At 41.5% G+C, this 26,017-nt stretch carries 22 protein-coding genes; 4 read left to right on the forward strand and 18 right to left on the reverse strand.

Annotation, left to right across the window (positions count from 1 at the left end):
* Window positions 1-234: 234 nt before the first annotated feature.
* The 17 genes from MHN32_RS01195 to tmk form a co-directional block, all read right to left on the reverse strand.
* The gene (locus tag MHN32_RS01195) at window positions 235-543 is read right to left on the reverse strand and encodes a hypothetical protein (RefSeq protein WP_239420678.1); all 309 of its coding nucleotides are present in this window, start codon (window positions 541-543) and stop codon (window positions 235-237) included.
* A gap of 665 nt (window positions 544-1,208) precedes the next feature.
* Window positions 1,209-1,733, reverse strand: a complete 525-nt coding sequence (locus MHN32_RS01200) for a hypothetical protein (protein WP_239420679.1) — start codon at window positions 1,731-1,733, stop codon at window positions 1,209-1,211.
* Complete coding sequence (locus tag MHN32_RS01205) at window positions 1,733-2,080, reverse strand: hypothetical protein (RefSeq protein ID WP_239420680.1); 348 nt, start codon at window positions 2,078-2,080, stop codon at window positions 1,733-1,735. Before MHN32_RS01205 ends, MHN32_RS01200 begins: the two co-directional genes overlap by 1 nt.
* Before the next feature lie 132 nt (window positions 2,081-2,212).
* Complete coding sequence (locus MHN32_RS01210) at window positions 2,213-2,497, reverse strand: hypothetical protein (protein ID WP_239420681.1); 285 nt, start codon at window positions 2,495-2,497, stop codon at window positions 2,213-2,215.
* Window positions 2,498-2,571: 74 nt separating this feature from the next.
* The gene (locus MHN32_RS01215) at window positions 2,572-4,419 is read right to left on the reverse strand and encodes a hypothetical protein (RefSeq protein ID WP_239420682.1); all 1,848 of its coding nucleotides are present in this window, start codon (window positions 4,417-4,419) and stop codon (window positions 2,572-2,574) included.
* Window positions 4,420-4,877: 458 nt separating this feature from the next.
* Window positions 4,878-5,135 carry a hypothetical protein gene (locus MHN32_RS01220; RefSeq protein ID WP_017217477.1) on the reverse strand — a complete coding sequence of 86 codons (258 nt, stop codon included), beginning with the start codon at window positions 5,133-5,135 and terminating at the stop codon, window positions 4,878-4,880.
* Entirely contained in the window at window positions 5,116-6,060 is a 945-nt protein-coding gene (locus MHN32_RS01225; protein WP_239420683.1) for an ornithine cyclodeaminase family protein, read from the reverse strand. The genes MHN32_RS01220 and MHN32_RS01225 overlap by 20 nt, the downstream gene beginning before the upstream one ends.
* Before the next feature lie 9 nt (window positions 6,061-6,069).
* Entirely contained in the window at window positions 6,070-7,158 is a 1,089-nt protein-coding gene (locus MHN32_RS01230) for a Xaa-Pro peptidase family protein (RefSeq protein WP_239420684.1), read from the reverse strand.
* Window positions 7,155-8,153, reverse strand: coding sequence for a proline racemase family protein (locus MHN32_RS01235; protein ID WP_239420818.1), 999 nt, complete (start codon window positions 8,151-8,153; stop codon window positions 7,155-7,157). Before MHN32_RS01235 ends, MHN32_RS01230 begins: the two co-directional genes overlap by 4 nt.
* A gap of 95 nt (window positions 8,154-8,248) precedes the next feature.
* The gene (locus tag MHN32_RS01240) at window positions 8,249-11,233 is read right to left on the reverse strand and encodes a TonB-dependent receptor (RefSeq protein ID WP_239420685.1); all 2,985 of its coding nucleotides are present in this window, start codon (window positions 11,231-11,233) and stop codon (window positions 8,249-8,251) included.
* Window positions 11,234-11,524: 291 nt separating this feature from the next.
* Complete coding sequence (locus tag MHN32_RS01245; RefSeq protein ID WP_010604677.1) at window positions 11,525-12,040, reverse strand: YgjV family protein; 516 nt, start codon at window positions 12,038-12,040, stop codon at window positions 11,525-11,527.
* Between the two features lie 58 nt (window positions 12,041-12,098).
* Window positions 12,099-15,791 (reverse strand): ATP-binding protein, encoded by a 3,693-nt coding sequence (locus tag MHN32_RS01250; protein WP_239420686.1) that lies wholly within the window; start codon window positions 15,789-15,791, stop codon window positions 12,099-12,101.
* A 141-nt stretch (window positions 15,792-15,932) separates the two neighbouring features.
* Complete coding sequence (locus MHN32_RS01255; protein ID WP_239420687.1) at window positions 15,933-17,771, reverse strand: alkaline phosphatase D family protein; 1,839 nt, start codon at window positions 17,769-17,771, stop codon at window positions 15,933-15,935.
* Window positions 17,755-18,549, reverse strand: coding sequence for a YchF/TatD family DNA exonuclease (locus MHN32_RS01260; protein ID WP_102056738.1), 795 nt, complete (start codon window positions 18,547-18,549; stop codon window positions 17,755-17,757). Before MHN32_RS01260 ends, MHN32_RS01255 begins: the two co-directional genes overlap by 17 nt.
* Window positions 18,550-18,556: 7 nt before the next feature.
* Window positions 18,557-18,880 (reverse strand): PilZ domain-containing protein, encoded by a 324-nt coding sequence (locus MHN32_RS01265; RefSeq protein WP_010604673.1) that lies wholly within the window; start codon window positions 18,878-18,880, stop codon window positions 18,557-18,559.
* A gap of 11 nt (window positions 18,881-18,891) precedes the next feature.
* The gene (holB, locus tag MHN32_RS01270; RefSeq protein WP_239420688.1) at window positions 18,892-19,800 is read right to left on the reverse strand and encodes a DNA polymerase III subunit delta'; all 909 of its coding nucleotides are present in this window, start codon (window positions 19,798-19,800) and stop codon (window positions 18,892-18,894) included.
* Complete coding sequence (gene tmk / locus MHN32_RS01275) at window positions 19,793-20,446, reverse strand: dTMP kinase (protein ID WP_239420689.1); 654 nt, start codon at window positions 20,444-20,446, stop codon at window positions 19,793-19,795. The genes holB and tmk overlap by 8 nt, the downstream gene beginning before the upstream one ends.
* Window positions 20,447-20,683: 237 nt before the next feature.
* On the opposite strand from tmk, the gene MHN32_RS01280 reads away from it, so the two are divergent.
* From MHN32_RS01280 to MHN32_RS01290, 3 genes are all read left to right on the forward strand, one after another.
* The gene (locus MHN32_RS01280; RefSeq protein WP_010604670.1) at window positions 20,684-21,871 is read left to right on the forward strand and encodes an extracellular solute-binding protein; all 1,188 of its coding nucleotides are present in this window, start codon (window positions 20,684-20,686) and stop codon (window positions 21,869-21,871) included.
* Complete coding sequence (locus MHN32_RS01285; RefSeq protein WP_174168931.1) at window positions 21,846-23,996, forward strand: ATP-binding protein; 2,151 nt, start codon at window positions 21,846-21,848, stop codon at window positions 23,994-23,996. The genes MHN32_RS01280 and MHN32_RS01285 overlap by 26 nt, the downstream gene beginning before the upstream one ends.
* 233 nt (window positions 23,997-24,229) lie before the next feature.
* On the forward strand, window positions 24,230-24,673 hold the full coding sequence (locus MHN32_RS01290) for a hypothetical protein (protein WP_174168932.1): 444 nt from the start codon (window positions 24,230-24,232) through the stop codon (window positions 24,671-24,673).
* A 283-nt stretch (window positions 24,674-24,956) separates the two neighbouring features.
* Here the strand turns inward: MHN32_RS01290 and MHN32_RS01295 are convergent, their stop codons facing one another.
* Window positions 24,957-25,385 carry an organic hydroperoxide resistance protein gene (locus MHN32_RS01295; RefSeq protein WP_239420690.1) on the reverse strand — a complete coding sequence of 143 codons (429 nt, stop codon included), beginning with the start codon at window positions 25,383-25,385 and terminating at the stop codon, window positions 24,957-24,959.
* Between the two features lie 188 nt (window positions 25,386-25,573).
* Here MHN32_RS01295 and MHN32_RS01300 point away from each other — a divergent pair, with 188 nt between their 5' ends.
* Window positions 25,574-26,005 carry a MarR family transcriptional regulator gene (locus MHN32_RS01300; RefSeq protein WP_239420691.1) on the forward strand — a complete coding sequence of 144 codons (432 nt, stop codon included), beginning with the start codon at window positions 25,574-25,576 and terminating at the stop codon, window positions 26,003-26,005.
* Window positions 26,006-26,017 lie beyond the last annotated feature (12 nt).

Raw genomic sequence — 26,017 nt, forward strand, 5'->3', positions numbered from 1 at the left:
ATTAAAGCCATTAACTCCATGCCCATCATGATTTCAGGGCCAGCCATTAAGAAAACAATAACTATTGCTAGTGAATGCCAAATGCCTTTTGACATTAAACCTTTGATTCGTTCAAACACTAACCCCTCCTTGTATAGCTAACGCCGCAAATAAACGGCAAAAATTAGTTGGCTAAAATTTGTGAGGCAAGAACAAAGCCAACTGGTTTTTGTCCGCCCTTTTTGATTTGCCTTGTTAGGTATACAAATGCCTTACTAAGGCAAATAAAGCTAATAAAATAAGTGCTATAAACAGTAATTGGTGGACTAAATAAAAGCTCTTTACGGCTTTTAAACGAACACTTGAAAAATACGCCTGTTTATAAACAAACCCGAAGACAAGCACCACTGAAAACATAGCCAAGATAAGAGCCAAAGCAATCAGCTTGGTAACAAATGGGTTTAGCAAATTTAAAAGGCTAGAGCCTGCTAATGCAATAAACATAGTGAGAATTGCTGCCTCAAAAAAGGCTTTAAATTTTACTTTTGAGTTTTCCAATTGCACAAATGCTCGATGTATACCTAACGCCCTGTTAATGGGCAAATTTAGTTGGCTACAATGTGAAGCGGAGCGAAACCAGCCAACTGAATTTTGTCCACTTTAAACAGTTTGTTAGGTGTGCTTAAACTTTCTATACGAAAGATACGCAAAGAAAGGAAAAAACATTACTAGCACGTCAATAAGCAACCGAAACATTGCGTACAAGTACACATTCGGTTGGGTTTGAAACCAGTCATGATCAGTTGTTTGACTCTCTGAGTCATATACAACAACACTTTTGAAAAATGGCCCAAATCGATTGCTCATTTTTAAATAATTTAGCGTGTACTTGCCATTCTTCGAAGGAACTAATTCCCACAACCAGAAAAAATGTTCTGGACATGGTTGCTAATCACAAGCCAATAGCTTGTTTGAAGGCCACTCGCCGAATTCATTGAAGTAATTATCAATTTCTAAAGCTTTGCTTTTAGTCCTCTGAACTTGAAGCTTTGTGTCATTTGCTGTTGTTTTAGCATCCAAAACTAAATTACTAAAATCGAACGAGGCGAGAAGCAAACCTACTAGAAAAAATGGTATCGAAATTATGATTAAAGCTCCGCGCTTCATTGCACACCTAACGCCGCAAACAGCGGAGAGCGTAGCGAATCCGCTGCTTTGCCTTGTTAGAGCTAATTCTCATGCCGGTGCCACTCTTTGTAAACCTTCCAAATGGCTTCGAAGTTTGAAGTTGATTCTGGGTGCATTAACCTTTCGAATGACGTTCTTTTAGGATCGCAAATATTTTTAACTTCGTTGATATATGCTTTCTTAAACCTGCCTTTATCGGTTTTATCATCAAGGTATTTTCCACAAGCATCTTCATAAGCATTTAAATAACTTTCGGTAGATGACCGCCATGTACTTTCTAAAAACTCTAAGTGTGGCAACTCCTCTTCAGAAAGATTTTCTTTTTTTCGACCTTTTAAGAAATCTTGAATTTTAAAACCGCAGTCTTCCATGCGGTTGCGAGCATTCATAATTTGTTCTCTTAGGGAGGTTTCCGTTTGTCCTATAGCGATATTATTGGCTTTATCAGCATTGCGAAGAGACTCTTTGCTTGCCCCGGAAGCTTTTGACGCAAAATAAATAGTTACAAACATGCTGACTAAAGCAATACCAGCACTACCCAGAGCTATGTAATCACCCGTATCCATTACTTCTTGCCACCTAGTACATTTTCTATCTCATCAGCTAAATCTGCTAAGTCATCATTACTTGCAGACTCAACTATGTTGTAGCTCTTCTGGATATTTCTTGGCAGACCAAGTTCTTGGTCGATTTGCTCGATTATCTTGCGCTTATCGTCTTCACTAAGCGGCTTTTTACTTTGTTTATAAATTAAGCCATCAATTTCGCGCTTAACTTGCTTCGCTTCTTGAAGTGTTCGTGAACCTCTAAGATCTTGCGGTGAAATCCTAGATCTGCTTGTAAAGCCATCTGATGCAATAGCGTCCTTTATTCGTTTGGCGTAGTCTCTCGCCAATTCTTGAAATGTTGCCATTTAAAACTCCTTAACTTGATTTATCGTTGGCTCTAACGCCCAAATAACGGGCTAATAATGCTTGGCTATACTAGTGAGCGCAGCGAACCAAGCCAAGCTTTATTAGTCCGAGCGTTAATTTGCTTGTTAGGTTTAAGTTTTTGACTTACTTTTGTCTTTAGTAACTTCAAGCAACTCTGTTTCACCTGTGCATTTATTAATTTTAAATATCTGCTTTTCAACCTTTTCAACAGCCCAACAGGCTTCATTTGGTTCGTCTATTTTATCTATTAGCTTCATCCCGCCCATAAGAAGAAGCATAAAACCCATTGGAACAAACATAAAAAGAAAAATATTTATGAGCTCTTTTGTATCTTTATCAGCGAATGATAAAAGCGATGTCAATATTCCTTTTGCAGATTTTTCATCAACAGGCATGATTACTCCTTTAAACCTAACGCTTAAATCAGGTGCGCCGTAGGCGTCACCTGGATTTTCTTGTTAAGTGGCGGTTACTCAATTGTTCTTTTCAGTCTTGCTACTCGATTAATCTGCGTAAGAACTGACACTTCTTTTTTTAACACATTAGAAGAATGTGCTTTATCACTAATATAATTAGATATTTCTTGGAGAAGAGGATACTTTCTTTGAGCCTTTGCTCCTAGCCATCCAGCTGCCTTTATTCCAGTGCTTATAAAAGGAACAAAGAGGCCAGCTCCATCCACACTTAAATCTACAGCATTCCGTGCAACAGCCTTACCTCTTAATGCTTTTTCTACTTGCTCATTATATTCTCTTATTCTCACGTATCTTTCTTCTATCGGCAAACTTGATAGCTCAGTAAACAATCTATTGAGACATTTTCTAGACAGTGGGTTTTCAATTTCATTAAGATATTCTGAAATAGAGATATAATCATTCACATCAAAAACAGACAGTAACTCAACTGAAATATTTCTCGTAAGTTCAGGGTTGAACATACTTTGTTCTTCACCCAAATACTGCATATTTGATAGTTTGTAGAAGTTCAGGCTATTTGCCATTAGTATGGCAATTTGTTGATCTGAAAAACCACTACTCTCTTCAAAAAAAGGATAATAAGTTGCGTCAAGAGAATGAGAAATATGTATAGCTTCTGAACTTGCCAAAAACTCCAATTCACATCTTTTCTTTGTTTCCTCTGTCATGTGACTTGTAATAGTTTGATTAACACCAAAAGATGGAATCGATTTTGTTGCTGTTAAATTTAATGCATCAAAGCTATTTCTCAATGCGCTTGTTGGCCATGTTAGTATCCTTTTCAAGAAATCAGGCTTTTGACCACATTCAGTACTTAATTTAGACAAGAGGGGGTCAATATCTCTGATAAAGTCAATGTCTTTGAAAATGTAGTTCTTTTGAGTCTCTACTATATCTATGGCACTCAAAGCAGCTAAAGCTCTTCTTGAAATAACACTCTCACTTTTAGTCTGATAGCATTCTTTTAGAAAAGCATGATCCAACCTGAATTCAGGTTGCGTGTTTACAATTTTCAACCGACCTTGCTCAATCAAATAAAGAAGATCATCCTTTGACAGTTTCTGTTTTTCCAGAAAGTCATTCATCTTTTCTGTTAAAGGCAGTATGCAAAATACTTCATCATATAGCAGCAGGTGATTTCTCAAATTGACATTGCTAAACACACTAAAATCTAACAGACACTTACTTGTTTGTTCATCAAAGAAAAAAAGATCTTTTTTTGAAAATCCTCCTGAATATATATTACTGGCATTGTCAAACCACAACCTTTCATCTCTTTCTAGATATCCAGGATCAAAATTCTTGAGAGTCGATGACGCAACGACTTCAAAAATATTCGTAGGTTTAGCAGGTTCTTTTTTTTCTTGGCTAAATGTCAACCTATAATCATATGGAGAACTAGCTTCCATTAGAGTTTCTCTTAGCTCGTCAATGGAACCGCTATACATTTCATCATTAACGCTATAATGGATTACTTTTTTGTCATGATCGGTATCGATTTTTGATACCAATACATTTGGGTAAAGGCATTCGATGTGATTTATTAATTGAAATCGAGTAAAAGGCAATCCTTCGTAATTTGCGCCAAGAATAGAATCATCAATTGGGTCAACCTTTTCAATGAACCTGCTAGGTCTCTTATTTACTAACTGGACTGGTGATGTAATGAACCTTATAGAATTATCATACTCCTTTTCTAATGAGAGAAAGTCATCAACCTCCTCATTCAAAAAGATTTGATATTCTAAATCACTAATCTTGTATAGTTCTGTAACGTAATACGGGTATTTTGCCCGAAAAATTAAATCAACCCTTTTACATGAACCCTTATAATTGAGCATTACTTCCTCATAAAATCGATGCTAATTGAGCCACTTAACAATTTAATATCGAGCGATTGGGTCGTTTTTCTACAGCAATCTGTCTCGTTTTTGTCCCATGACTATTGATAGCAAATTTAGGAAGTACTTACCAGCATTGAAGTTACGTTACATTGATCTAAATGTGAACACGACAAAAACGACCCACAGGGTCGTTTTCCTGACTATGGAAGAAACTCAATTACAATGGATGTATATACAGTTATTTAGGTGAAAGGATGAACGTCAGCTTTTCGCTCAAAGCCACCCTTAGAGCATTTACGTTAACTCATTTCGGGGCAGAAACATGTTAGTGCCGCCGTCCGCATTTGACCAATAGCTGAAATGTCAGTATTCATAGCGTTCTATATTTGTACTCTGTCAGGTCAAAAATTAGCGCTTATTCACTTAATTGTGTTCACTTAATTGAATAAGTCACTTTACTCACTTGGATGATAATGGCGAATACCATTGTCATCCACCATGACGTAACAGCTATCGTGGTTTTGAAACGCTTTGTAAAACACCTCGTCATAAAGCAGCTTTTCGCTTTTCGTTTCGCCGCCAACTCCTTGATAACTAACCAACATGTGACATTCGTGACAAATAAGCGGATTCACCAAGCGCTTATCAGCAGCTTTGACTACTGCGGTTACTTCATACACTTTACCGTGCTCTTTATTTTTGAACCAAGTCATACACTAATTTCGCTCCAATTAAATCACTCAGCGCTGTTCCTACAGACTTAAACAAAGTAATTTCATTCTCGTTACTTCGACCTAGGTTATTTTTAGTCATTTCGCTAAGCTCTGCAACCACCTTATCGGGGCTAAACTTACCTTCACTGATCGGTAACAACAATTCGCCCGCCTCGTTCAATACATTGGCGCGACTATCTACAAAAACGCGGCTCTTAGTTACCGTTGTGGTATCAATTTCTCGACAATCTTTATGGTGATTGCCAATGCAGTCTATATGCGTGCCATCGCTCAACCACTCTCCATTGAACAAAGGCGTATGACTGCCTGTTGCACAGCTGATCACATCTGCCGAAGCAATAACAGATGCGGTTGCCTGCTGATACAATGAAAATTCCACTCCCTGATGCTGCGAGGACAATAGCTCCAGCAACAGGCGTCCTTTTTCAGAATTACGTGCAATTATTGAAATTTTACTATAATTTCTAACACTTAAATGAGCATTAATCATGTAACTAGCTAAATTGCCTGAGCCAAAGAAAACCAAATGTTTGGCATGTTTAGGTGCTAAATACTCCGCGGCTAATGCTGACACAGCAGAGGTTCTCCACAATGTTACTTCGGTGCCGTCCACAAGCGCGAGCGGCTCACCGAACTGCCTAGAAAACAGCATGATTTTTGAGTAAAGGCTGGCTTTATCGTACTGGTTGTTATCTGGGAAATAGGTAAACGCCTTTACGCCAATCACATCGGCATTCCAAGCAGGTAAAACAGCAAAAGCGTCATGATTGTTGTGACTATTATCTAGCTCAAAAACTTGCCGTGTTGGTGTACCTGCTGGTTGCGCAAAACCCTGTTTAAGCGCCTGAATTAAGCTTGGGTAGTTGAGGCTATCCGCGACCTCTTGGCGAGCAATAATTTGCATCCTAACTCCTTAGTTCGTTAGCTGAAATACTTGTGGCGCGTGGGTTAAGCATTCAAAACCATTTTCAGTCACCAGTACATCTTCTTCCAAGCGCACACCACCATAATTTGGAATGTAAATACCCGGCTCTATGGTAATGATATTGCCAGCTTCTAATTGGTGATCGACCCCAGGTTTAATAAACGGCTGCTCGTGTAGAAATAGCCCCACACCGTGACCAAGTCCCTCACCTGCGTATTGTGAAAAGTCACTATGACTTAACACATCGTGTGATGCGTTATTTAAATCTATGCAGTTAACGCCCGCTTTTATTAGCGCCAACGCAGCTCGCTGTGCATGTTGGACCGTGTCATAAATGGATTGTTGTTGCTTCGTCGGCTCCCCTAACACGTAACTTCGCGTCATATCAGAGCGGTAGCCGCTTATCACCGCACCAAAGTCGATAAGTACTAAATCGCCTAGGTTAAGTTTTGTCTGTCCTGGGTTTCCGTGCGGTAAGGAAGAACGCGCACCAAATAATAGGATTGTGTCAAAAGAGAGACCTTCGGAGCCTAGCTTTTGCATCTGATACTCAAGCTCAATTGCCGCGTCTCGCTCAGTGATCCCTACTTTTAACAAAGGCAGTGTATGGGCAAGCGCCGAGTCAGCTATCTCGGCGGCGCGTTTAATACAGTTAATTTCATCACTATCTTTAACTTGTCTTAGCGATTCCACCCAAAGCGGCGCGGCAATAAGCGTGGTATTTTTTGCGCTGATGTTTAATGAGACATAATCTGCGTGACTGATTTGATGCGCTTCAAATGCAAGCTGTCGCGGCCCATCCAATAATCTAAAAATACAATCAGGTAGCGTTTCTTTATCACGATTTCTTAAAATAACTTCGACTCCCACCGCTTCATTGCTAGCACGCTCAAAGTAACGATAATCAGTAATGAGTCGGTGTCGCCCATTTGAAGACATCAACAATGTTGCTGCATGACCGGTAAAGCCGGTTAAATATACAATATTCTCGTAGCCATAAATAATGATAGCGTCACTTTGATGTTGTTGTAATTTATTGACTAAGCGTTGCTGTCTGGCTGCGTAATCTACATTCATCGTAGTAAAAATCCTCTTACTAATGGATCGTGGTCGTCTAAAATAAATTGGTGTCGGCCTGTAATATAGGCCACGCCCGAAACTATTGGGATCAACGATTTACTATCATCACTAAGTTGATAACAAACATCTAAACCCAAGCCTAATATACCTTCAATAAAGATACGTTGGTTTGCGGCAAGCTCATCTCTGGCGGCAAGAATTGCAGCCCTACCACTGACCCCTGTCCCTGTTGGACTGCGATCTAATTCGCCATCGGCAAAAATGCACACATGCTTACTGTGAGCAGAGTCCGATTTTTGAGAATTGGAATAAAAAATCACACCATATAAAAATGCGAGGCGCGCATCGTCATGCACTAAGCTAATCTGTGTTGCAATTTCTTGTTTAAGCGTTAAACCTAACTGCTGAATGTAAGCTGCATTTGCTGACGTAAGAGCTAAATCGATTGTATCAGCGTCAATATAGGCATAAAACGCACCACCAAATGCGATATCCACTGAGATTAAACCAAATTCAGATGTCTTGACTTGCTTATCAAGTGTCACTACCTCTGCTGGTACATTAGCAAATTCAGCTTGGCCGTCTCTTAGCCATGCGGTAATTAGCCCTGCAGGCGTATCTATCAACAACTGTTTCTTTGCGGGATTGTGCTGTAAAAATAGTGTAGCTAAAGCAATAATCGCATGACCACACATTGTTGAATATCCTTCATTATGAAGAAATAACACGCCAAAATCGCTTACTGGTAACTGCTTTTCAACGATAAGCGCACCATACATATCAGCATGACCCCTAGGCTCATACATCAGCGCGGTGCGATAGTGATCAAGATTTTCTACGCAGTATTGCCGTTTATCTAAAATAGTGTTGCCTTGAGGTTCAGGGAAACCATCGACAATTACCCGCAAAGGCTCTCCGGCGGTATGCATGTCAACCGTCTCTATTACTTCCGCGTGGCTCAGTATTTGCTCAAAATCTATTGTTAACGTCATCATACTCTCCGTGACATGAAATAAGCCAAACGTTTTGTTTGGCTTAAACCAAGAACTAGGTGCATAGCACCCAGTCTTGGCTATCACCAGGGAAATTAAAACGTAAACCTTGCAACTAACGACGCGTAACGCTCAGTTTGTCGTAACGTTGTAATGCCGTAGTCAGGGTTAACGATTAAGCCATTTGCACCATCTAAAGATCGCTGTTCATTGATCCCAAGCGCTTTATCACTGTTTAGTAGGTTATAAACGGTGCCCTTGAGTAACAAGTCATGTCCCATAATATCTGTAGAGTAACTGAGTGATAAGTCTATCGTGGTTGCCCAAGGAAGATTACCTACACTACCGCGAGGGGCTGGGTTGCCATTTTCGTCGTAATGCGAAACATGGCCATAATCTTTACTTACGCATGCATCCCAAGGGCTTCCTGCGGTACAGCTATCTATACCGACTGGGTGCTTAGAGAAATAGTTAGTCGGGCGACCTGACGACGTTCTTGCAACCAGACCCAAAGTTAACTCATCTGTGATATCGTAAGAACCTGATACTTTTATTGAATGGCGATGGTCATTCGGTAAATTACCATAGCCGTGATCCATCAGATCCGCGTAATCATAAGAAGTTGTCCAACCTGGATCCGCCTGATCGTTATCGGTTTTCACTAAACCTTCTGTATTACCATAGCTGTGTGACCAAGTATAAGAAGAATTAATCCGTAACTTATCAGTAATATTTCCTTCTAAGGTAAATTCAAGTGCCAGATATTTACGCACAGCCTGTTGTAGGGCAAGCTCTTCTGCACTGAGTGTCACTTCATCGACTTGGCCATCGCCATCGAAGTCATAACTCATGGTGATCGCTTCACCCGGGTTATTTAGCACATAGTAAGAACCCTGACCGACATTGTCTTGGATACCGAGTTCGGCCAATTTCTTCGCAAGCACAGGACCAACATCCGTATCTTCAACACTGCGTCCAAGGTCTCGATAAATCGCTCTAACCCCAAATGCCATATCGTCAAAAACGGTGGTCTGATATCCTAAAGTCAATTCATCAGAATACATCGGCTTAAGGGTGGATGAAGCAATCAAACCGGGCTCTGTAATTCCGCGTTGACGCCAGCGTCTATCTCGAAGCATTTCCCCTCGACTTGGCGAGCCATCACTTAATAAAACAGGATAGCCATCACTGTCTACTTGATCGAGGTCGAAATACTCAAACCACTCTACTGAAGCCGAGCCTTGAGTGATGTTCATGTTGGCAGAAACAGGTTGAAAGTACCGCCCGTAAGTAAAGAAAACTTTGGATTCGCCATCACCGTTTAGGTCATAAATCGCTTGAAATCTAGGCGCAAGTTGGTTATCCATATCTACAAACGCTCTACCGTCAGTAACGGTATTTTCAAACTGACTATAACGCAGGCCCAGATTTAACACGAGTTGGTCGGTGACTTGCCAAGAATCATTGACGTAGAAAGCAAGCGAGTTAACCTCAGAATCAACCGTCCTTGTTCTTATTCGACGTTCGATATAATCCTGACCGAGCGCAGCACCAGAAATGCTCCCTTCACCAGCGGTTTTGATTGTCCACCAGCCTTCTGCGTCTCCAAGGCCATTTTGACCTTCAAAGTGATCTACCGTAACTTTAGTATAATCAACACCGAACAAAATGGAGTGGTAATCCAAATCGATATTAAAGTCGACTCTCGCTTGATCACGGATAAACTCTTGCTCAGAAACACTGCTGGCTGTATGACTTGATAAAGTAACGAATCCCTCTCTTTCATCCCAAACACCCGGCACTGTTGATGCGACAATATTTTCAACGTTTTCGGTCACTCGGCCCACCACAGCCGACACCGAGAAAAAGTCAGAAAAGTAACCACTATAATTGACACTGTAAACCTTGCCGCCATCTTCACCAGGAGCCGCAACCCCTTGTTTATCACCAATCACATCGCTTTCCCAGTCATAGGCATAGGTTTGCCGTGTCCATTCTCTTTTGTTATTCATGGCGGAAAAACCGATGGAATGGTCTTCATTGATGAACCAATCAACTTTTGCAAACCAGCGATCTTCATCTCGTTTTCTGTCATTGAAGGTCGTTTGCCCAGCCCAACGATTAACCTCCCGTCGAGGTGCATACAAACCATAGTAAAATAAGCTGTCCTCTATTAGTGCACCACTTGCCCAAACTTGTAGCTCTTTAAAAGAGTCGTATTCTTGCTCAGTATTAAGATTCACTGTGCCATTATCTAGGTAGTTTGAGTCGTGATAACTATGGGTTGAAGCAAGGTCTATTCTCACTTCTGCCCCTAAGTTAAATTCGTTATCCCCAGATTTAGAAATTGCGTTAACGATGCCACCTAGTGCGCCACCAAATTCAGGACTAATTCCCCCCGTTTTGATTTGAGTTTGTGAGATAGCTTCCCAAGGCAAACGAATTGAGCCTAAACCAGTTTGAATACTCGTGACATTTAGACCATTAAAATAGTAGCCATTCTCAGCCGATGAGGACCCACCGAAACTTGAGGCTCTATTAAATGAATCACCACCAGGCTCAGCTGTACCGGGTGCCAATAACGCTATACTTTCAAAGCCGGTATTTACTGGCATGACTTTAAGCTCGGCGTCTGTAAACGTTACTCCAGCAGTTGAAGAGGCCATATCCACACGTCGAATCGCCGTGCCAGTCACCGCTATCCGTTCTATGTCCTGCCCTTGTTGTAATAATTGAGCGTCTAAGATTAGCGCCTGTCCAATATTAAGCTCGACATCCTCTTCAATAACGGACTCGAATCCAGCTTTATTAATTGACACGCTGTAACGGCCAACAGGCAGATTACGCAAAATGTATTCGCCCTTGCCATTAGTTTGTACAGCAAACTTCAGTCCCTTGGATTTGTGTGTAAAGGTCAATTGAGCCTGAGATAACTCAGTACCTTGACCATTTACGATGCTCCCTTTCACAGTACTATTGCCATCTGCAGCAAATGCAGTAGAAGTCCCCAATGCTAGAGCAAGTGCTGATGCAGTGAGTGATTTACACAGTGTTTGCGCTGTTTTTTTGTTATTACGCATATTGTTGTCCTTTTGTTCCCATTGATTTGAGTGTTTTTTGGTAACGAACAAACAATACACAATTGATATATTGTATACAATATTAATTATGCAATTAATATTAATAAAAGTGATAACACTATGATTTAGATAAAGATTATTTATATAACTTTTATTTCAGTCTGTTTCCTATACCACTTGTACTCAGCGTAATTATCTGAAAAAGTAGGTAGAAAAAACTTAACCAACTGAAATATAACACATTTAAAACTCAACCTAATTTTATTAGTGCCCATTCCAGTAAAATTGAATCTACTTCAATTCAGCCTTTAACTTACTCGCTTTACGCTTCATATAAATTCGCCATAACCCAATCAAATTACTCACCAAAAAAGTACTTTCTAACACAATCGCCATGGGAGAGCCGATATAACAATTATGTATCAGCCAACACACCGTACCTAACATCATCACACACCGAAATACCACTTGCTTGCGAATAAATGCACCAAATGTCAATAAAATACTACCAATAACAGCATAAAGTTCGTAATTTGCATTTAATTGTACTAAAGGTGGCACGGTATTGAGTAGTAGAAACCCGATAAGCAAGCGCTTTGACTGCGACTTGATAAACACCAGATATCTGAGGCTAGCAACCGCCATAAGCAAAGCACCAGCCATAGCATCAAGTAGATAGAAGTGAATTGCAGTGAGTGCAGTCGACAAGCTTAGTGCCAATAACACCTGCTGGCGTTTCATAAATTGAAATGAGGCGAGATCGAGTAAAACAGCAAGGGTAACCAAAACTTGAGATAATAAGAACATGACAAACTCCTAAAAGAAGCATTGTCACAGGCTGTTAGCTAACTGTAATTCACCTAAGTTAATTTTCGACCGCTATTTTCCTAAACGGTACTTTTATCGTAATTTCGACACCTTGTAATTTCGCCGTTTTACAGCGGATCTCGCCTTTTAAAAGTTGCGTTACCAAATTATAAACAATATGCATGCCTAATCCGCATCCGCCTTGATTACGTTTTGTGGTTACAAATGGCTCAAACAAGGTCTTTTGCATTGCTTCGTCCATGCCGACACCATTGTCGTAGTATACAATAGTCCAGTGGCTATCCGTCGCCTCGACTAACACGCTAACCGTACCAGAGGCACTCCCCTCAAAGCCATGGATAACGGAGTTGTTAAATAGGTTTGCCATTATTTGATAAACCGCGCCTGGATAGGTGGAGAGATTTACATCAGCATTCCCATCTATGGACAAATATACTTCTTTATTTTTAGCCAATGGCTTAAGTGAGTCGAATACGTCATTGATATATTCAAGCAGGTTAATATCACGCTCAGTCTCACTGGATTGATCTACTGCGACTTGCTTAAAGTTACTAATAAGGCTTTCTGCTCTTTGCAGATTGCGACTAATCAGCAGATATCCTTCTTGCTGTGCATCGATGGAGGAAACCAAATCTTTTTGCTTAAGGGTTTTATTCTCAAGCTTTTCTACCAACTCAGATAAACAATCTTCGTTATGAGAAAGCGCTGTGATAGCAATACCCAAAGGTGTATTGATCTCATGCGCAACCCCCGCAACCACAACACCTAAAGAAGCCATTTTTTCACTTTCAATCAAGTCTTCTTGCGTTTGCTTTAACTCAAACATTGCTTGCTCAAGTTTCTGATTCTTTTTATATAGCTCATCGGTGCGCATCGCAACTTTTATCTCAAGTTGCTCGTTTAACGACTGCAAGGCTTGTTGATGTGCTTTCAAATCAGCAATATCTTTCAGTGCCCCCGCTATCCGCGTTGCTCTACCATTATCATCTCGTGCAACTACCTTTCCTCTATCTAATACCCAGATCCACTCTCCCTGTTGATCTTTAACTCGAATAGACAATTCATATACGTCTTCACGGCCGTCCACACAAGATTGCAGGCGCTCCTCAAGTAACACACAATCTTTAGGGTGTACAAACTGGTCAAGTTCATCGAGGATGAGTTTATCTTGGAGATCACTAAAATCGATCCTTGGATTTACGCTGTAACGATAAATTTTACCCGACTCAACATGCCAATCCCAAAGTTCATCACCACTTGCCCACAATGACAACTCTAACCGCTCTTGTAACGCTGACATTTTCTGATTATCCCGCAGCACTTGCTGATAACGCCGTTGTCTCGCTCGAACAAATGCTGCAATGATAAGCACAATGACTAGGGTATAAAGGGTCTTCGAGTAAGCGTTCCACCAAATTGGTGCAGCGATATAAATGCTAAACTCGTGAACGGGCGACTGCATATTAAAGCGATTAACGGTATAGGTTTCTACTCGATAGGTGCCAGGCTCAAGCTGGAGTAAATTTATTTGCCTTGCTCCATTTGCAAGTTTCAGCCACTTGTCGCTTAGTCCTTTAATACGGTAATAAAAGCTCAGCTTCTCAGAGCCAAAGTCTAGACTTGAATATTGCAACGATATGATATTTTGGTCATAGCGTAATCGTAATGAGCCCGCAAGCTCTGGCGCAACAGAGAGGATCCCATCGAGACTTGGCTGTAAAGGCTCGCCCAGTAATTCGATTGTGGAAACTAAAATAGGCCGCGCGGTATTTGAAATTGATACATTCTGGGGGAAGAACTGATTAAATCCTTTGGCTCCACCCATAAAAATTCGGCCGTCAGGGGCTTTCCATGCGGCATTGTAGTTGAATTCGTGCGCTTGTACGCCGTCAATTGGAAGAAAATTATCAATGGCAAAATCCATTACATTAATGCGCGACAGCCCACCACTGGTGCCAAGCCACATATATTCATAGTCATCATAAACCAGCCCCCACACGGCTTGGTTTCCTAGTCCTTCTTGCTCTCCTATGGTTCGGACAACTTTCATTTGCTTATCAACTAAACTAATGCCCGCTTCACTTGCAACCCAGATACGTTGCCACGGGTCTTCATCTATCATAAAAACTAAATTCGACTTTAAGCCATCCTGCGTAGTCAGATTATGGAGCTGGCCTTTACTAAACTTGAACAACCCCTCACCTATAGTGCCAAACCATAAATCTTGCCCAACAACTTTAAATGAAGATACATGTGAAGGTGCATCTGAACGATTTTCGAAAAACTGCACTAGGGTTTTAGACTCCACGTCGTATCTCATTAGGCCTAGCGTCCTGGAACTTACCAAAATCTGTGATTGGTATTCGATAACATCATTAAAGCTAAGCTCAGGACCATTATTCGAGTTAGGCATCAAATGGCTGTATTCCCCTTGGGTTAAAGCATACCTAACAACGCCATCACCTCTTGTTGTTACCCACAAGGTATCATCATAGATCTTTACTTGGGTGATAAAGCTTCCTTTGATTGCAGATAAACTCGGGAAAATTCGATGCGCTTCGATAAAGCTCGATTTTTGATAAATATATAAACCCGATGACGTACCTATCCAAAAGCGCTCGCCACTGTCTAGTGCGAAATTCCTAACATCAGGATGCCCCAAAGGAGCATGCGGAAAGTTTTGTTCACCAACGTGACCAAACGATTCGCTCAGTTGACTAAAAAAGTGCAGCCCCTGTGACTCCGTCCCTATCCATAAATCGCCGTTTCTATCTCGTTGAACACTAAGTACATTGTTATCTTGTAGACCATCATATTGTTCTGCACGGCGATACCAATGCCGCTTGATACTACCTTGCAGATCTAAAATAAACACTCCTGTATTGGAAGCAACGAGTATCTCATTCGCCCTTACTTTAATTTGGTGAATGCTGAGGTTTACTTTCGCACTGACCGACTTTTGCCATTGCACTTTATTGAACTGAGTGTCGAAACTAATGATTTTATCATCCGAATCAACCACGAATATCCTTCCGTGGGAAAGCGACAGTGTTTTAAACTCACCTTCCAACAGAACGTTCGCACCTACTTTGTCTTTTGGCTGACTGACTAGGCCATCTGCATTGAGGTAAACAAATGCATCCCTTGTTTCTTGGACTTCACGAACAAATTTACCAGTTAAATAAAGTTTTTCAGGCATTAAGGTTTGGTAGTTAACTCGGTAAGCATCGCCCTCTTCTGTTGATACTGTCACTGATTCACCATAACATGCCACTTTTTTAACTCTATCGGAGCTAACCGCCTCATTCTGCGCCGCTAAGATAGAGCGAAAGGTCCCCGCTTCAGTATCGTAAATGCTAAGCCCAGTACTTGTTCCAACCCAGATATATTTGCCACTGTGGCATAGTGAGGTAATAAAGCCACCGGAGAGATGATGTTTGGAGTTCTGCTTTACTTCAAATTGAACAAAATCATGACCATCAAAACGATTTAGGCCAGACTGTGTGCCAACCCAAATGTACCCGAGTTGATCTTGCGCAATGGCAGTGATAGTGACCTGACTGAGGCCAGAATTATAGTCATAGCGTCGCATAACCTGCGCCGTATCGCTAAATTCGGGAAAACTGGCGGCACAAGGAAAACTCGGTAATAACAACAGCAGCAACACACAAAACCATTTCAGTGTGCTGTATGGTACAACGAACAGAGACATGCGCTTGAGTAGAGTCATATAGTCGAGATGTTAGCCCGCGTTATATTAACTATAGCAAAAGCGAAAAAGAGCATGTGTTTTTTGACAAGTTTAGCGCATACATGCGCTACAGAGCTAAGCTACAAATAGCTAAATCAATTTAAAATCTATTTCCAAGGCTTATAACTCAAAATGACTATGGATCCCCGTGCCGTGCAGTAGCTCATACTTCTCTAGCAAGCCGTTTTCAAGCGTTACTAAACTAATCGCAGAGTCTGACACCAAATAGCCATGTTTTTTTAGCGATGAAGGATGCTTACTTACCGATAGCTGCCAGCGTTTCGTAAAGAGATTCAGAGGACTATATTTGGCATACAAAATCGTGTCCATCTTATCTAAAATATTGATAAGCGGCTTTGGAAATTCGTTTTTTATCCCTGATGCGGTTAGCTGCCAAATGCGGTTATCATGATGACCAAAACGAGCCTGAACCGAAAAGCAAAACGAATAATGTACATCGCCTGAGAGTATAATGGTTTCTTTAGGTGTATCTGGACGCTTAAAAATTTCAATTAGCTTTTTCGCAGCCCCTTCATGTGCCATCCAATTTTCCACATCCACCACCAACGGTTCACCACAGGTGTTAAATATGGCTTGTATGGTTTCGATTGCCTTTACCCCAAATACTGGCGCAGGACTGACCATCAATACTGCACTGTGGTCAATAAGCGTGTCTTGCAGCTCCATCAACATTTCCCAGTCGAGTAAACCACTTGGTTCATTGAAATCCTGTTCATTACGCCACCGATGTGTACGAGTATCTAGCACCACCACTTTTGGAAACGTATCTAAACAATAATGCCAGTGTGTGAATCGACGAACTTGTTTGTCAAACGCCGAAAAGTGCCATTCGCTGTCAATCATGCTTGAATTAAAAGCTGATGTCAGCGCCCCGCTATACTCAAACGCATCATTTCCAATGCCTTGAAACAGCCAATAGCTAATGATGCCATTACTGATAATGCGTCGACTCACTTTATGGTTCGCAATTGCCTGTTCCCATTTAGCCGTCAAATTCCAATCATCGGTCACATCATGGTCATCAAACATCATTAGTACAGGCACGTTCGCACACAGCCGCTCGGCGCTAGGCAACGTTTCAACAAAGCCTTTTAGGGCGTCAAGTTCGGATTCAAATATTCGCCTAACTTTGTCGTTGCCACCGTCATAATGAAGTGCATCAAAGTTAACCAACTGCCAAGCAAGATGAGAGAAGTTTAACAGGTAACAGGCGACAAACTCTTCGAAGAAAATTAGGTGATTAAAGGCCTTAACACTAGAAAAGTGCGGTTCATCCTTTCGAAACCAATAGCCTGGTGAAAACTTTGAGCGCTCCTGCCATGGCGTCTTTGGTAAATATAAGTGACGATGGTAAAGCTGAGCTTGTTGATCAGCTGGTAGGTGCATTGGCAATTTCGTTTCTTTAAACAAACCCAATCGCGCTATAAGTTGGTGAATAGCCAACAACATGGCGCCGGCAACATCATCTGCATAGATCTGATCGCCAGAAAAAATACACAAGTCAGCGCCTAGCTCACCGAGTTCGCGTTGCTGCTCTTGCCACTGATCTGCAGTATGTAGACTGTCTTTTGCGTGGTGATGCGGGTTACGGCATGAGCCATGTAATATTTGCTTGAGCAAAGCAGGTATCGCAAAGCTAAGCTCTTCTCCATAACGCAGATAATCTGGCTTATACGCGGCACCGTTAATAAGCACTTGATACTCGAGCAGCTGCGCTGTTGGCAGAGCCTTCTCGCTGCATATCATCAAAAAATGCAAAAAGCAGGCTGCACCGAGCTGAAACGTCTCAACCTCACATCGACTTTGATGGGCCAATAGCGAAGCCGAAATGTCCACGGCTTCACAAGTAACAACCTGAATACAAATTTTATTCTGCTCAGCTCGGCGAACCAGCGGGCCCATCAACACCTGAGGTAGCTGATTAAGTTGTGCTACCATCTTGGCGTTTCACCAAATTAAATAAAGAGTAAAAGTTATTCGTGGTTTGCTCTGCAAGCGTTTTGTAGCTCACTCCTTTTAAGTCAGCAATATAATATGCAACGTCTTGTACATAAGCAGGCTGGTTAGTTTTACCACGATGCGGTACCGGTGCAAGATAAGGTGAGTCGGTTTCAATCAGCAATCGGTCCATAGGGATTTGCTTAACGACTTCCTGAAGCGCCGTCGCATTTTTAAACGTCACAATACCTGAGATTGAAATGTAAAAACCAAGGTCTAGTGCCTGCTTTGCCATCGGCCAATCTTCAGTGAAACAGTGCAACACGCCACCGCAATTTTGCGCATTGTGGGCTCGCATGATGTCTATTGTATCCGCTTTTGCATCACGAGTATGGATGATCAGTGGTTTTTGCAGCTGATTAGCCACATCGATATGTCCGGCAAAGCTTTCTTGCTGTACCTGATGCGTATCTTTTGAATAATAATAATCTAATCCAGTTTCACCAATAGCAACGACTTTATCATTACTCGCCAGTTGCACTAGCCTTTCAACATCCAATTTATCTTTTTGATCCAGTGGATGTACCCCACAAGATGCAGAAACATCATCAAAATGGGCTATTTTTTCTAACATGGATGGAAATTGGTCTAGCGTCACGCTAACGCATAAAAAGTGTTCTACTTGCTTTTGTCTCGCGTTGCTGAGTACTTCTTCAAGGCTTAGGCCTAACTTTTCAAAATCGAGTCTATCTAAATGACAGTGAGAGTCTACAATCATACTGGCTCTACATGGTGTAAGTTGGTTTATCTGAATGCAAAGTCGCACCCAAAAGCTTATTTATTTTATCGTTCAGAGCTGGTGCGTCTACAAACGCAACACCAACACCCGAAGGATTAGAATTTTGTGCACCTTGCGGTGTTAACCAAGCAACCACAGCGTTGACTTCGTCCGCCTCTAGAGCGTCAGGCAAGGTAACTCTGAGCTTTAATTCTTGCCCCATATCAAAATGGGCATTGGACTTGATAAATATGCCACCGGATTTCAGAAATGGCATATAACAACGATATAGCTCATCTAAATCTTCAAAATCCGCAAGTAACTCTTGCATGCGCCACCTCTTTATAGCTGTTTTTGTAAGGCAAAAAGTAAATTAGAAATGCTCAGGTTTTGATTTAACCCTAACACATTTTTCTGTTCGTACATAAACCGATGTACTAAGCTCACTAAGTCTTGATACTGGGTAAAACTCAAGCCATTTCCTTGTGTCATTGCCACTTTAAGGCGATTAAGCAAAAAACGGGCAAATACATCGCTCATTGCGCTGTGCTTTAACAAAGTTTTTTCAACCGTTTGCGCACTCTCTACTGTTAATTGATTCGCTGCATGATAAAGCGCAGTCACATCGTCAAGCGCACCTTCTTGTTGCCACGCTTCGATAATAAATGGCTGTAGAGAAAATTCATCAAACCAAGGGAAATCACAAGCGACATTTTTAGCTGCCAGCCACTGCGCAGCCTCTGCTTGATTGGGCGAGTGGATCGCCACTTTATTACAACGGCTCAAAATGGTGGCAGGTAACTTACTGTCATCATCGCTGGTAACGACCAAATAACGATTAGCATTTGGCTCTTCAAGTGTTTTTAACAGCGCATTAGCGGCTGAATGGGTCATCAAATGCGCGTGTTCAATCAACGCGACTTTATTGCCACCTTGCTGCGCTGAATAGTTCAAGAAATGCGTAATCTCTCGAATTTCGTCCACCCCGATTGATTTTCCTTCAGGCACTACACTCAGTCTATCAGGATGATTACCAGCTAAGTTCAAGTTACACGGCTTACATTGCCCACAGGCAGTGAGATTTTGTGGGTGTAAGCATAACAGTGCATCTGCCAAGTGCGCCGCAAGCAGAGACTTTCCCACGCCTTTTTTGCCCGATAACAACTGAGCATGGTGCAAACGACCATTATGCTGTGCCCGAGCAAGATAACTCAAAGCGTTGCTGTGCCAACTTGGAAGCAAATTATTCATTGCCATCCACTGTAAGGTATGTGGCTATCAAGCTATCAAGCAGTTCAATACTTTGCACAAGTACTTGTGCTTTACTTTGACTGGCATCAATCACAGTAAATCGTTCAGGGTCATTTTTCGCTTGAACGAGATAACCCTCACGTGCGCGCTGCAAAAATTGTTGCTTTTCATCCTCGAGTCTATCTAGCCCCTCACCTCGCGATTTGACTCGCTTTAAGCCCTCTTCAGGATCCAAGTCCAAAATCAAATTCATGTCTGGACGAAAGCCGCCGAGCGCAAGCTGATTAATGGTTGTGATGGTGGCAAGATCTAGCCCTCTTGCATAATGTTGAAAACTAAATGTTGCAGCGTCAAACCGATCAGAAATAACGACTTTGCCTTGCTCAAGTGCTGGAATAATTTTTTCACGAACGTGCTGAGCACGCGCAGCCCCAAACAACATAAGCTCCGTCATGTCTGCCATTTCGGGAGTTGAGGGATCTAGAATGATTTCTCTGATCTTCTCTGAGATTTCTGTTCCACCGGGTTCACGAGTCATCACAACTTCAATACCGCGTTGTTTTAAATGCGCTTCCAATCCGGTAATAACCGTTGTTTTTCCAGCGCCATTGCTGCCATCGCAGACCAGCATAAACCCTTTTTTCATAGCAAGGACGTACTCATCATTCTTATTTGGCTGTTATTTTATCGTGTTTTAGTGAATTATTCACGACTGAAATAGAATTGAATTGTCTAATAAATTGAATTTGTCATTCTGAAAATAATTTAAAACAGAAAAATTTGGTCTACAATAACAAGCACATCCGATTAATTTTATATAAGAAACGCCCAATGCTGAGCAACATTAACATGCCTATTAGGCCCGTAAAGGAAGCGTATTGATATGCCGCGTAAAATGCTCTATTTGGTGTTCATGTTACTTCTTTTGGTTTATAACCCAGTAAATGCCCGTGCAAGTGAACCGCCAGAGATAGATGTCGCGGTAGGACTTGAAAACTTTGATTTTCAGCCATTGTTTGAAGAGTTTAGTGCAAAAACGGGTATTAAAGTTAATATTCTTGCTTTTAACAACAATCAGTTGAAAAGCGAGTTATTGTTGTATGCAGATGCCCTACAGTTACCGGATGCCGTGATTATTCCCAGCGATTATATGGGGTTGTCAGAACTGCAATTTTCTCAGGTGCCAGAGTCTTGGTTAAGCAAAAAGCTCACACAAAAAGTCATTGAGAATAGTAAGGTCAATGGTGAGCTTAAGGGCGTACCAATTATGTATGGCAACCATCTTGTACTCTATTACAACCGTGCACTTGTGCCACACCCTATTACCGACTTACAAACCTACGCACAGCAAACTGTTGCAGACAAACCTACGCTCGGCTGGAATTTTTATGAAATGTATTGGTTTGTGACGTTTGCGAACGCCCTTCAGCCTAATCTCATTCAGGCAGGCGTGCCACAGCTTGACACCAAAGCGATGCGCCTCGCAATTTCCAATTATCAATCACTTCTCAACAGCGGCATCATAGACGCTGATTGTGTTTACCAATGCTTAATGAATCGTTTTAAGACCGGCAAGCTCGATTATTTTGTGAATGGAATTTGGGCATATCGTCAACTTAAAGACAAGCTTAAAGACGACCTAGCCATCGCGCCTTTACCGAGATGGGGTAATTATCAGCTGATGTCTCTCGCATCGTCTCATGTACTGGCTTTTCCTGCCAATGGCATAGAATCTAAAAAAAGTCCGCATCTAAAGCAGCTTGTTGACTTTATGCAAAGCCAGAAGGTACAAGATAAACTATGGGATGAGCTCAACGCGCTGCCTGCAAACGGTGACAGCTTAGCTGAACTTATAAAACGCGACGACAAAGCACTGTCTCAACTGATCGCATCTCTGCATGAAACCTATCCACAACCGAATGAACCTATTATGGCCTATATTTGGGAAGCCATGTTAAAGGGGCTAACACGCTATTTAGGTGGTGTGTATAGTGTCGAAGAAACGACGCAATATATGCAATTTATCGTCACAAAGTCGGGACAGAATGAAAGCAAATCGCAGCATCGTTGATGAAATAAAAAGAAAAATTACGGCATTATTCTCTCTCTTCCTGGTTGTACTGGTTGCGATGGTTGGCTTTTCCTTAATGCAACAAAAAGCAACCCTAGAGCAAGAAGACGTTAAACGCACTGGCGCAAGTCTTATCAGCGATTTTAAAGCGCAAATCAATGAGCTTATCTATCAAGTTGCACCATTAAGTGAAGACCATATTTTATCTACCTTACCGAGCGATCTACTGTTTACTCAATACGCGGTTAAGGCGCTAACCAACTTAGTCGACAATACCGACATGGTAAAATCTGCGTTTATCAACGATGGCTCCGTGTTTACCGTAGAGGGATATCCTTTTAATACCCTACGTTGGAACAATTCCGTATTTAGCGAGCATGCTCACAAGGTCCTCGCGCAACAGCGACGCACATTAAAAATCGACAAACTAGTTGTCCCAGTTGAAAGCATTGAAAAAAAACCGTCTGATCAGGCCAAATTGTTTCTCGCCATTCCCCTTAGACAAAAATTATCGTCGTTAATGCGTCCTTATAAATATACGGGTGTACTATTCCTCGAAGTCGATCTTGAACCATTTTTAGGTTCCAATCAGGAAAAAGGCTCTATCTGGATCACCAGTCAAGACCTTGTGCTTGCGGGAACACATCCCTCAGATGCCACTGAAGGTGTATATCACAGTCCTATTTATTCACAAAAAGACGATTTTGTTGAACTTGATTTACAGCTACAACGAGAAGCGGAAGTATACAGTAACGATATTTTAAGCGCGGTGTTATACATTGTACTTATCGGCTTGATGCTAGTGGTATTACTTACCTGGTATTTACGCCGATTAGCAAAACGCTTGACCAATCCGATGCGCGCACTTGAGCGTCATTGCGAACGACTTAAACAGGGACATTATGTTTCTGCAACAAGCGATTTTGAATTTAGAGAGCTAAGAACGCTCCAAGTGACCCTCAACCAACTTGCGAAACAAATTAAGGAGCAGATAGGTTCTCTTGAAAGTGAAAAAGTGAAGGCACAAAGTTCAGAGCGGGCAAAAAGTCACTTTTTGGCAAATATGAGCCATGAATTAAGGACGCCACTTAACGGTATTTATGGTGTATTCCAATTAATGAAGCACCATAGAAATGCAGCAGATTCCAAAGAGCTTATTGCACAGGGCATGACGTCCACAGAAACATTACTTAGCTTACTCAATGACTTACTTGATTTCTCTAAAATTGAAGCTGGTGAACTTAAAATGGAATCAGCGACGGTGGATGTCAGAAGTATTGTCAGTGAAGTAAAACAAGAGTTTGTCCATACTGCCAATGCTAAACAAATTGACCTTATTATTCATACTGAGGAGCTTGCAAATCCTTATCGACTCGGTGATTCGCTGCGTTTGAAGCAGATACTAAGGAATTTAATATCCAATGCCGTTAAATTTACCAGTGACGGCTCTGTAACCGTTATACTCCAAGATGGCGGTAAACATCTCTCCATCCGTGTAATAGATACGGGCGCCGGTATTTCAGAAGTCGCGCTAAAGAAGTTATTTAATCGATTTCAACAGGCAGACTCGTCGACCACCAGAAAGTATGGAGGAACCGGTCTTGGACTTGCAATTGTAAAACAACTTGCCGAGTTAATGGACGGCCGTGTTACGGTGACAAGTAAAGAAGGTATTGGCAGTGAGTTTACAGTTGAACTCGTACTCGATATCTGCGATGCACCAGAACAATCTGTCATGCAAGATTTGCAAGCTATACCCGCTTTGAGGGATAAAAACCTGCTACTTGCTGAAGATAATCCACTTAATCAAAAAATATTTAGCGCCATGATTAAACCAACTGAAGCGAATCTTGTCATAGCTCAGGATGGTGAAGAGGCGATTGAGCTTTATCACGAATTGAAACCTGATATCTTTTTTGTAGATATTCAGATGCCAAAAAAAGATGGCCTAAAAGTATGTTCAGAAGTCAGAGAACAAGATAAGACAACCCCACTTATTGCCGTTACAGCCAACGTGATGTCGGGAGATTTAGAAAACTATCAGCAACTTGGATTTGATAATTGCGTCGCAAAACCGATAGATATGAAAAAGCTTTATGAAGTGATAAATACTATTTTGAGTTAACGGTCAATTTCGCCCCATTTTATATGACTAGATAATTGAATAAAGTTCATTTAAGTTACAATTGAGTAACATAGTGAAATTCTTATAATCTTAGCCTGAAAGCAGACATTCACCTCCGGTAAACTTCTTCTCGTGCAACATTCAATTAGCATTCAAGTCTTTATACCATCAGCATTTTTACCTGCACTAGTTGCATGGTTTCATCGAATGTAATTTCATAGGAGTCAAAAGGAATGACAACCATCGTCTATAACGCTAAAACATCAGAAATAGCCTGCGATAGTAGAACCACTACCGATAAGATCATCGTTACCGATAACGCCCAAAAGTGGTTTGATTATCATGGTTGGAGAGTGTTTTGCACCGGCCAGACATGCGATATACACAATTTGCAGCACAATTTTTCAAATAATCAATTTGATACGATTGAGAGTTTGGAATTCATTAAATACCACCCCAAAAAAGGCGTATGGTATGGTTGTGTAAAAAGGGGCACCTGTAAATCTGAACCCTTAGCGCAATCTTATGCCATCGGCTCAGGCCAACAAGCGGCAATGTTTGGTTTACTCAATGGCTATAATACGGTGGAAATCGTTGAGCAAGTTAAACGAATTGATTTTAGAACAGGTGGCGATATTCATTGCTTTAAAATTACCGACTCCTTAGAAAACATATAAGCCAGCGTCAAAATACGCTGGCTTTGTCTCACTTGAGTGAGTTAACCTGAGCTTCGGATAATTAACGCCTTTCTAGCAGCCAGTTTTAACGCTAACTGCGTTGAATTCACTTCCAATAGCTAGCTATTGGTACGTAAATTCGCCTTGCCTACAGGAAGTAGGTACCTTAGCGAGAGCAGGACGCGGAAGCGGTGTTATCCTCAAAACTCTCTGGCTAGGTAAGATGATAGTTTAAGGTGATTAAAAAACAGTTAGTTCATTCCTTACCCAAACCTCAGGTTAGTTAAATAACTGAAAGCTCAACCGCAATGTTGCCACGAGTAGCATTTGAATATGGGCAAACTTCGTGAGCTTTTTCAACGAGTGACTGCGCCGTGTCTTTGTCTAAGTCACCAACTGATACCGCCAATTTCACCGCTATCCCGAAGCCACCTTCAATTGGCCCTATAGACACTTCAGAGTTAATATGTGTGTCTTCTGGCAACTTGACTTTTGCTTTGCCTGCCACCAATTTTAATGCGCCAATAAAACACGCCGAATAACCTGCTGCAAACAATTGCTCCGGATTAGTCCCTTGCCCGTCATCACCACCTAAGCCTTTTGGTGTCGAAAGCGCAACATCAAGACGACCATCGTCAGACTTTGCCACACCTTCTCGGCCACCTGTGGCAGTGGCTTTCGCCGTATATGCAATACTTTGTAGTTCTTTCATTTCGTTCTCCTAAGTTTGTGCTTGTAGAGTACTCACCTACACCCTAACGCAGCGAGGCTTTACTCTAGATGAAGTAAAATCAATTAAACATTTATTTTGTATGCAAAATAATAGATTCAATTTTTTAGAATTGCAAATACTTTGTGTGCAAATTAAAATGTAGCTTAGCTACTTTGTAGGAATATGTGATGAACTACCCACAATTAAAACTAGACGCTCAAATCTGCCACCGCCTCTACATGGCTTCCAATGGTATTGCCCGTGCTTACCGAGCATCTTTACAAAAACTCGACTTAACCTACCCTCAATATGTGGTGATGATGGCACTTTGGGAGAAAGATGAAATCAGCATTGCTGAGTTACTAGAGAAAACCGCCATCGATGGCGGTGCTATGACACAAATATTAAAGAAAATGACTGACAAAGCCCTGCTTTCAATCGTTAAAGACGAAAAAGATAAGCGCAGACGAGTGGTAAAACTACAAAGTAGGGGTCAAGATCTGCAACATCAAGCTGCCACAATTCCTGAGCAGATCCGCTGTAAATTTCCAAGTATCGACGAGCAAAAAGCACGAGCACTTATTGAGTTACTAGATTCGATCAATGGTGATTTGGCCTAAAGTAGAAATCAA

This window comes from Pseudoalteromonas sp. Of11M-6 (assembly GCF_022347905.1).
GTDB lineage: Bacteria > Pseudomonadota > Gammaproteobacteria > Enterobacterales > Alteromonadaceae > Pseudoalteromonas.

What these genes read in the sequence shown, in the direction of transcription:
- MHN32_RS01200 (WP_239420679.1), bottom strand. Translation starts at nt 1,733, where the DNA reads ATGGATACGGGTGATTACATAGCTCTGGGTAGTGCTGGTATTGCTTTA.
- MHN32_RS01205 (WP_239420680.1), bottom strand. Translation starts at nt 2,080, where the DNA reads ATGGCAACATTTCAAGAATTGGCGAGAGACTACGCCAAACGAATAAAG.
- MHN32_RS01210 (WP_239420681.1), bottom strand. Translation starts at nt 2,497, where the DNA reads ATGCCTGTTGATGAAAAATCTGCAAAAGGAATATTGACATCGCTTTTA.
- MHN32_RS01215 (WP_239420682.1), bottom strand. Translation starts at nt 4,419, where the DNA reads ATGCTCAATTATAAGGGTTCATGTAAAAGGGTTGATTTAATTTTTCGG.
- MHN32_RS01220 (WP_017217477.1), bottom strand. Translation starts at nt 5,135, where the DNA reads ATGACTTGGTTCAAAAATAAAGAGCACGGTAAAGTGTATGAAGTAACC.
- MHN32_RS01225 (WP_239420683.1), bottom strand. Translation starts at nt 6,060, where the DNA reads ATGCAAATTATTGCTCGCCAAGAGGTCGCGGATAGCCTCAACTACCCA.
- MHN32_RS01230 (WP_239420684.1), bottom strand. Translation starts at nt 7,158, where the DNA reads ATGAATGTAGATTACGCAGCCAGACAGCAACGCTTAGTCAATAAATTA.
- MHN32_RS01235 (WP_239420818.1), bottom strand. Translation starts at nt 8,153, where the DNA reads ATGACGTTAACAATAGATTTTGAGCAAATACTGAGCCACGCGGAAGTA.
- MHN32_RS01240 (WP_239420685.1), bottom strand. Translation starts at nt 11,233, where the DNA reads ATGCGTAATAACAAAAAAACAGCGCAAACACTGTGTAAATCACTCACT.
- MHN32_RS01245 (WP_010604677.1), bottom strand. Translation starts at nt 12,040, where the DNA reads ATGTTCTTATTATCTCAAGTTTTGGTTACCCTTGCTGTTTTACTCGAT.
- MHN32_RS01250 (WP_239420686.1), bottom strand. Translation starts at nt 15,791, where the DNA reads ATGACTCTACTCAAGCGCATGTCTCTGTTCGTTGTACCATACAGCACA.
- MHN32_RS01255 (WP_239420687.1), bottom strand. Translation starts at nt 17,771, where the DNA reads ATGGTAGCACAACTTAATCAGCTACCTCAGGTGTTGATGGGCCCGCTG.
- MHN32_RS01260 (WP_102056738.1), bottom strand. Translation starts at nt 18,549, where the DNA reads ATGATTGTAGACTCTCACTGTCATTTAGATAGACTCGATTTTGAAAAG.
- MHN32_RS01265 (WP_010604673.1), bottom strand. Translation starts at nt 18,880, where the DNA reads ATGCAAGAGTTACTTGCGGATTTTGAAGATTTAGATGAGCTATATCGT.
- holB (WP_239420688.1), bottom strand. Translation starts at nt 19,800, where the DNA reads ATGAATAATTTGCTTCCAAGTTGGCACAGCAACGCTTTGAGTTATCTT.
- tmk (WP_239420689.1), bottom strand. Translation starts at nt 20,446, where the DNA reads ATGAAAAAAGGGTTTATGCTGGTCTGCGATGGCAGCAATGGCGCTGGA.
- MHN32_RS01280 (WP_010604670.1), top strand. Translation starts at nt 20,684, where the DNA reads ATGCCGCGTAAAATGCTCTATTTGGTGTTCATGTTACTTCTTTTGGTT.
- MHN32_RS01285 (WP_174168931.1), top strand. Translation starts at nt 21,846, where the DNA reads ATGAAAGCAAATCGCAGCATCGTTGATGAAATAAAAAGAAAAATTACG.
- MHN32_RS01290 (WP_174168932.1), top strand. Translation starts at nt 24,230, where the DNA reads ATGACAACCATCGTCTATAACGCTAAAACATCAGAAATAGCCTGCGAT.
- MHN32_RS01295 (WP_239420690.1), bottom strand. Translation starts at nt 25,385, where the DNA reads ATGAAAGAACTACAAAGTATTGCATATACGGCGAAAGCCACTGCCACA.
- MHN32_RS01300 (WP_239420691.1), top strand. Translation starts at nt 25,574, where the DNA reads ATGAACTACCCACAATTAAAACTAGACGCTCAAATCTGCCACCGCCTC.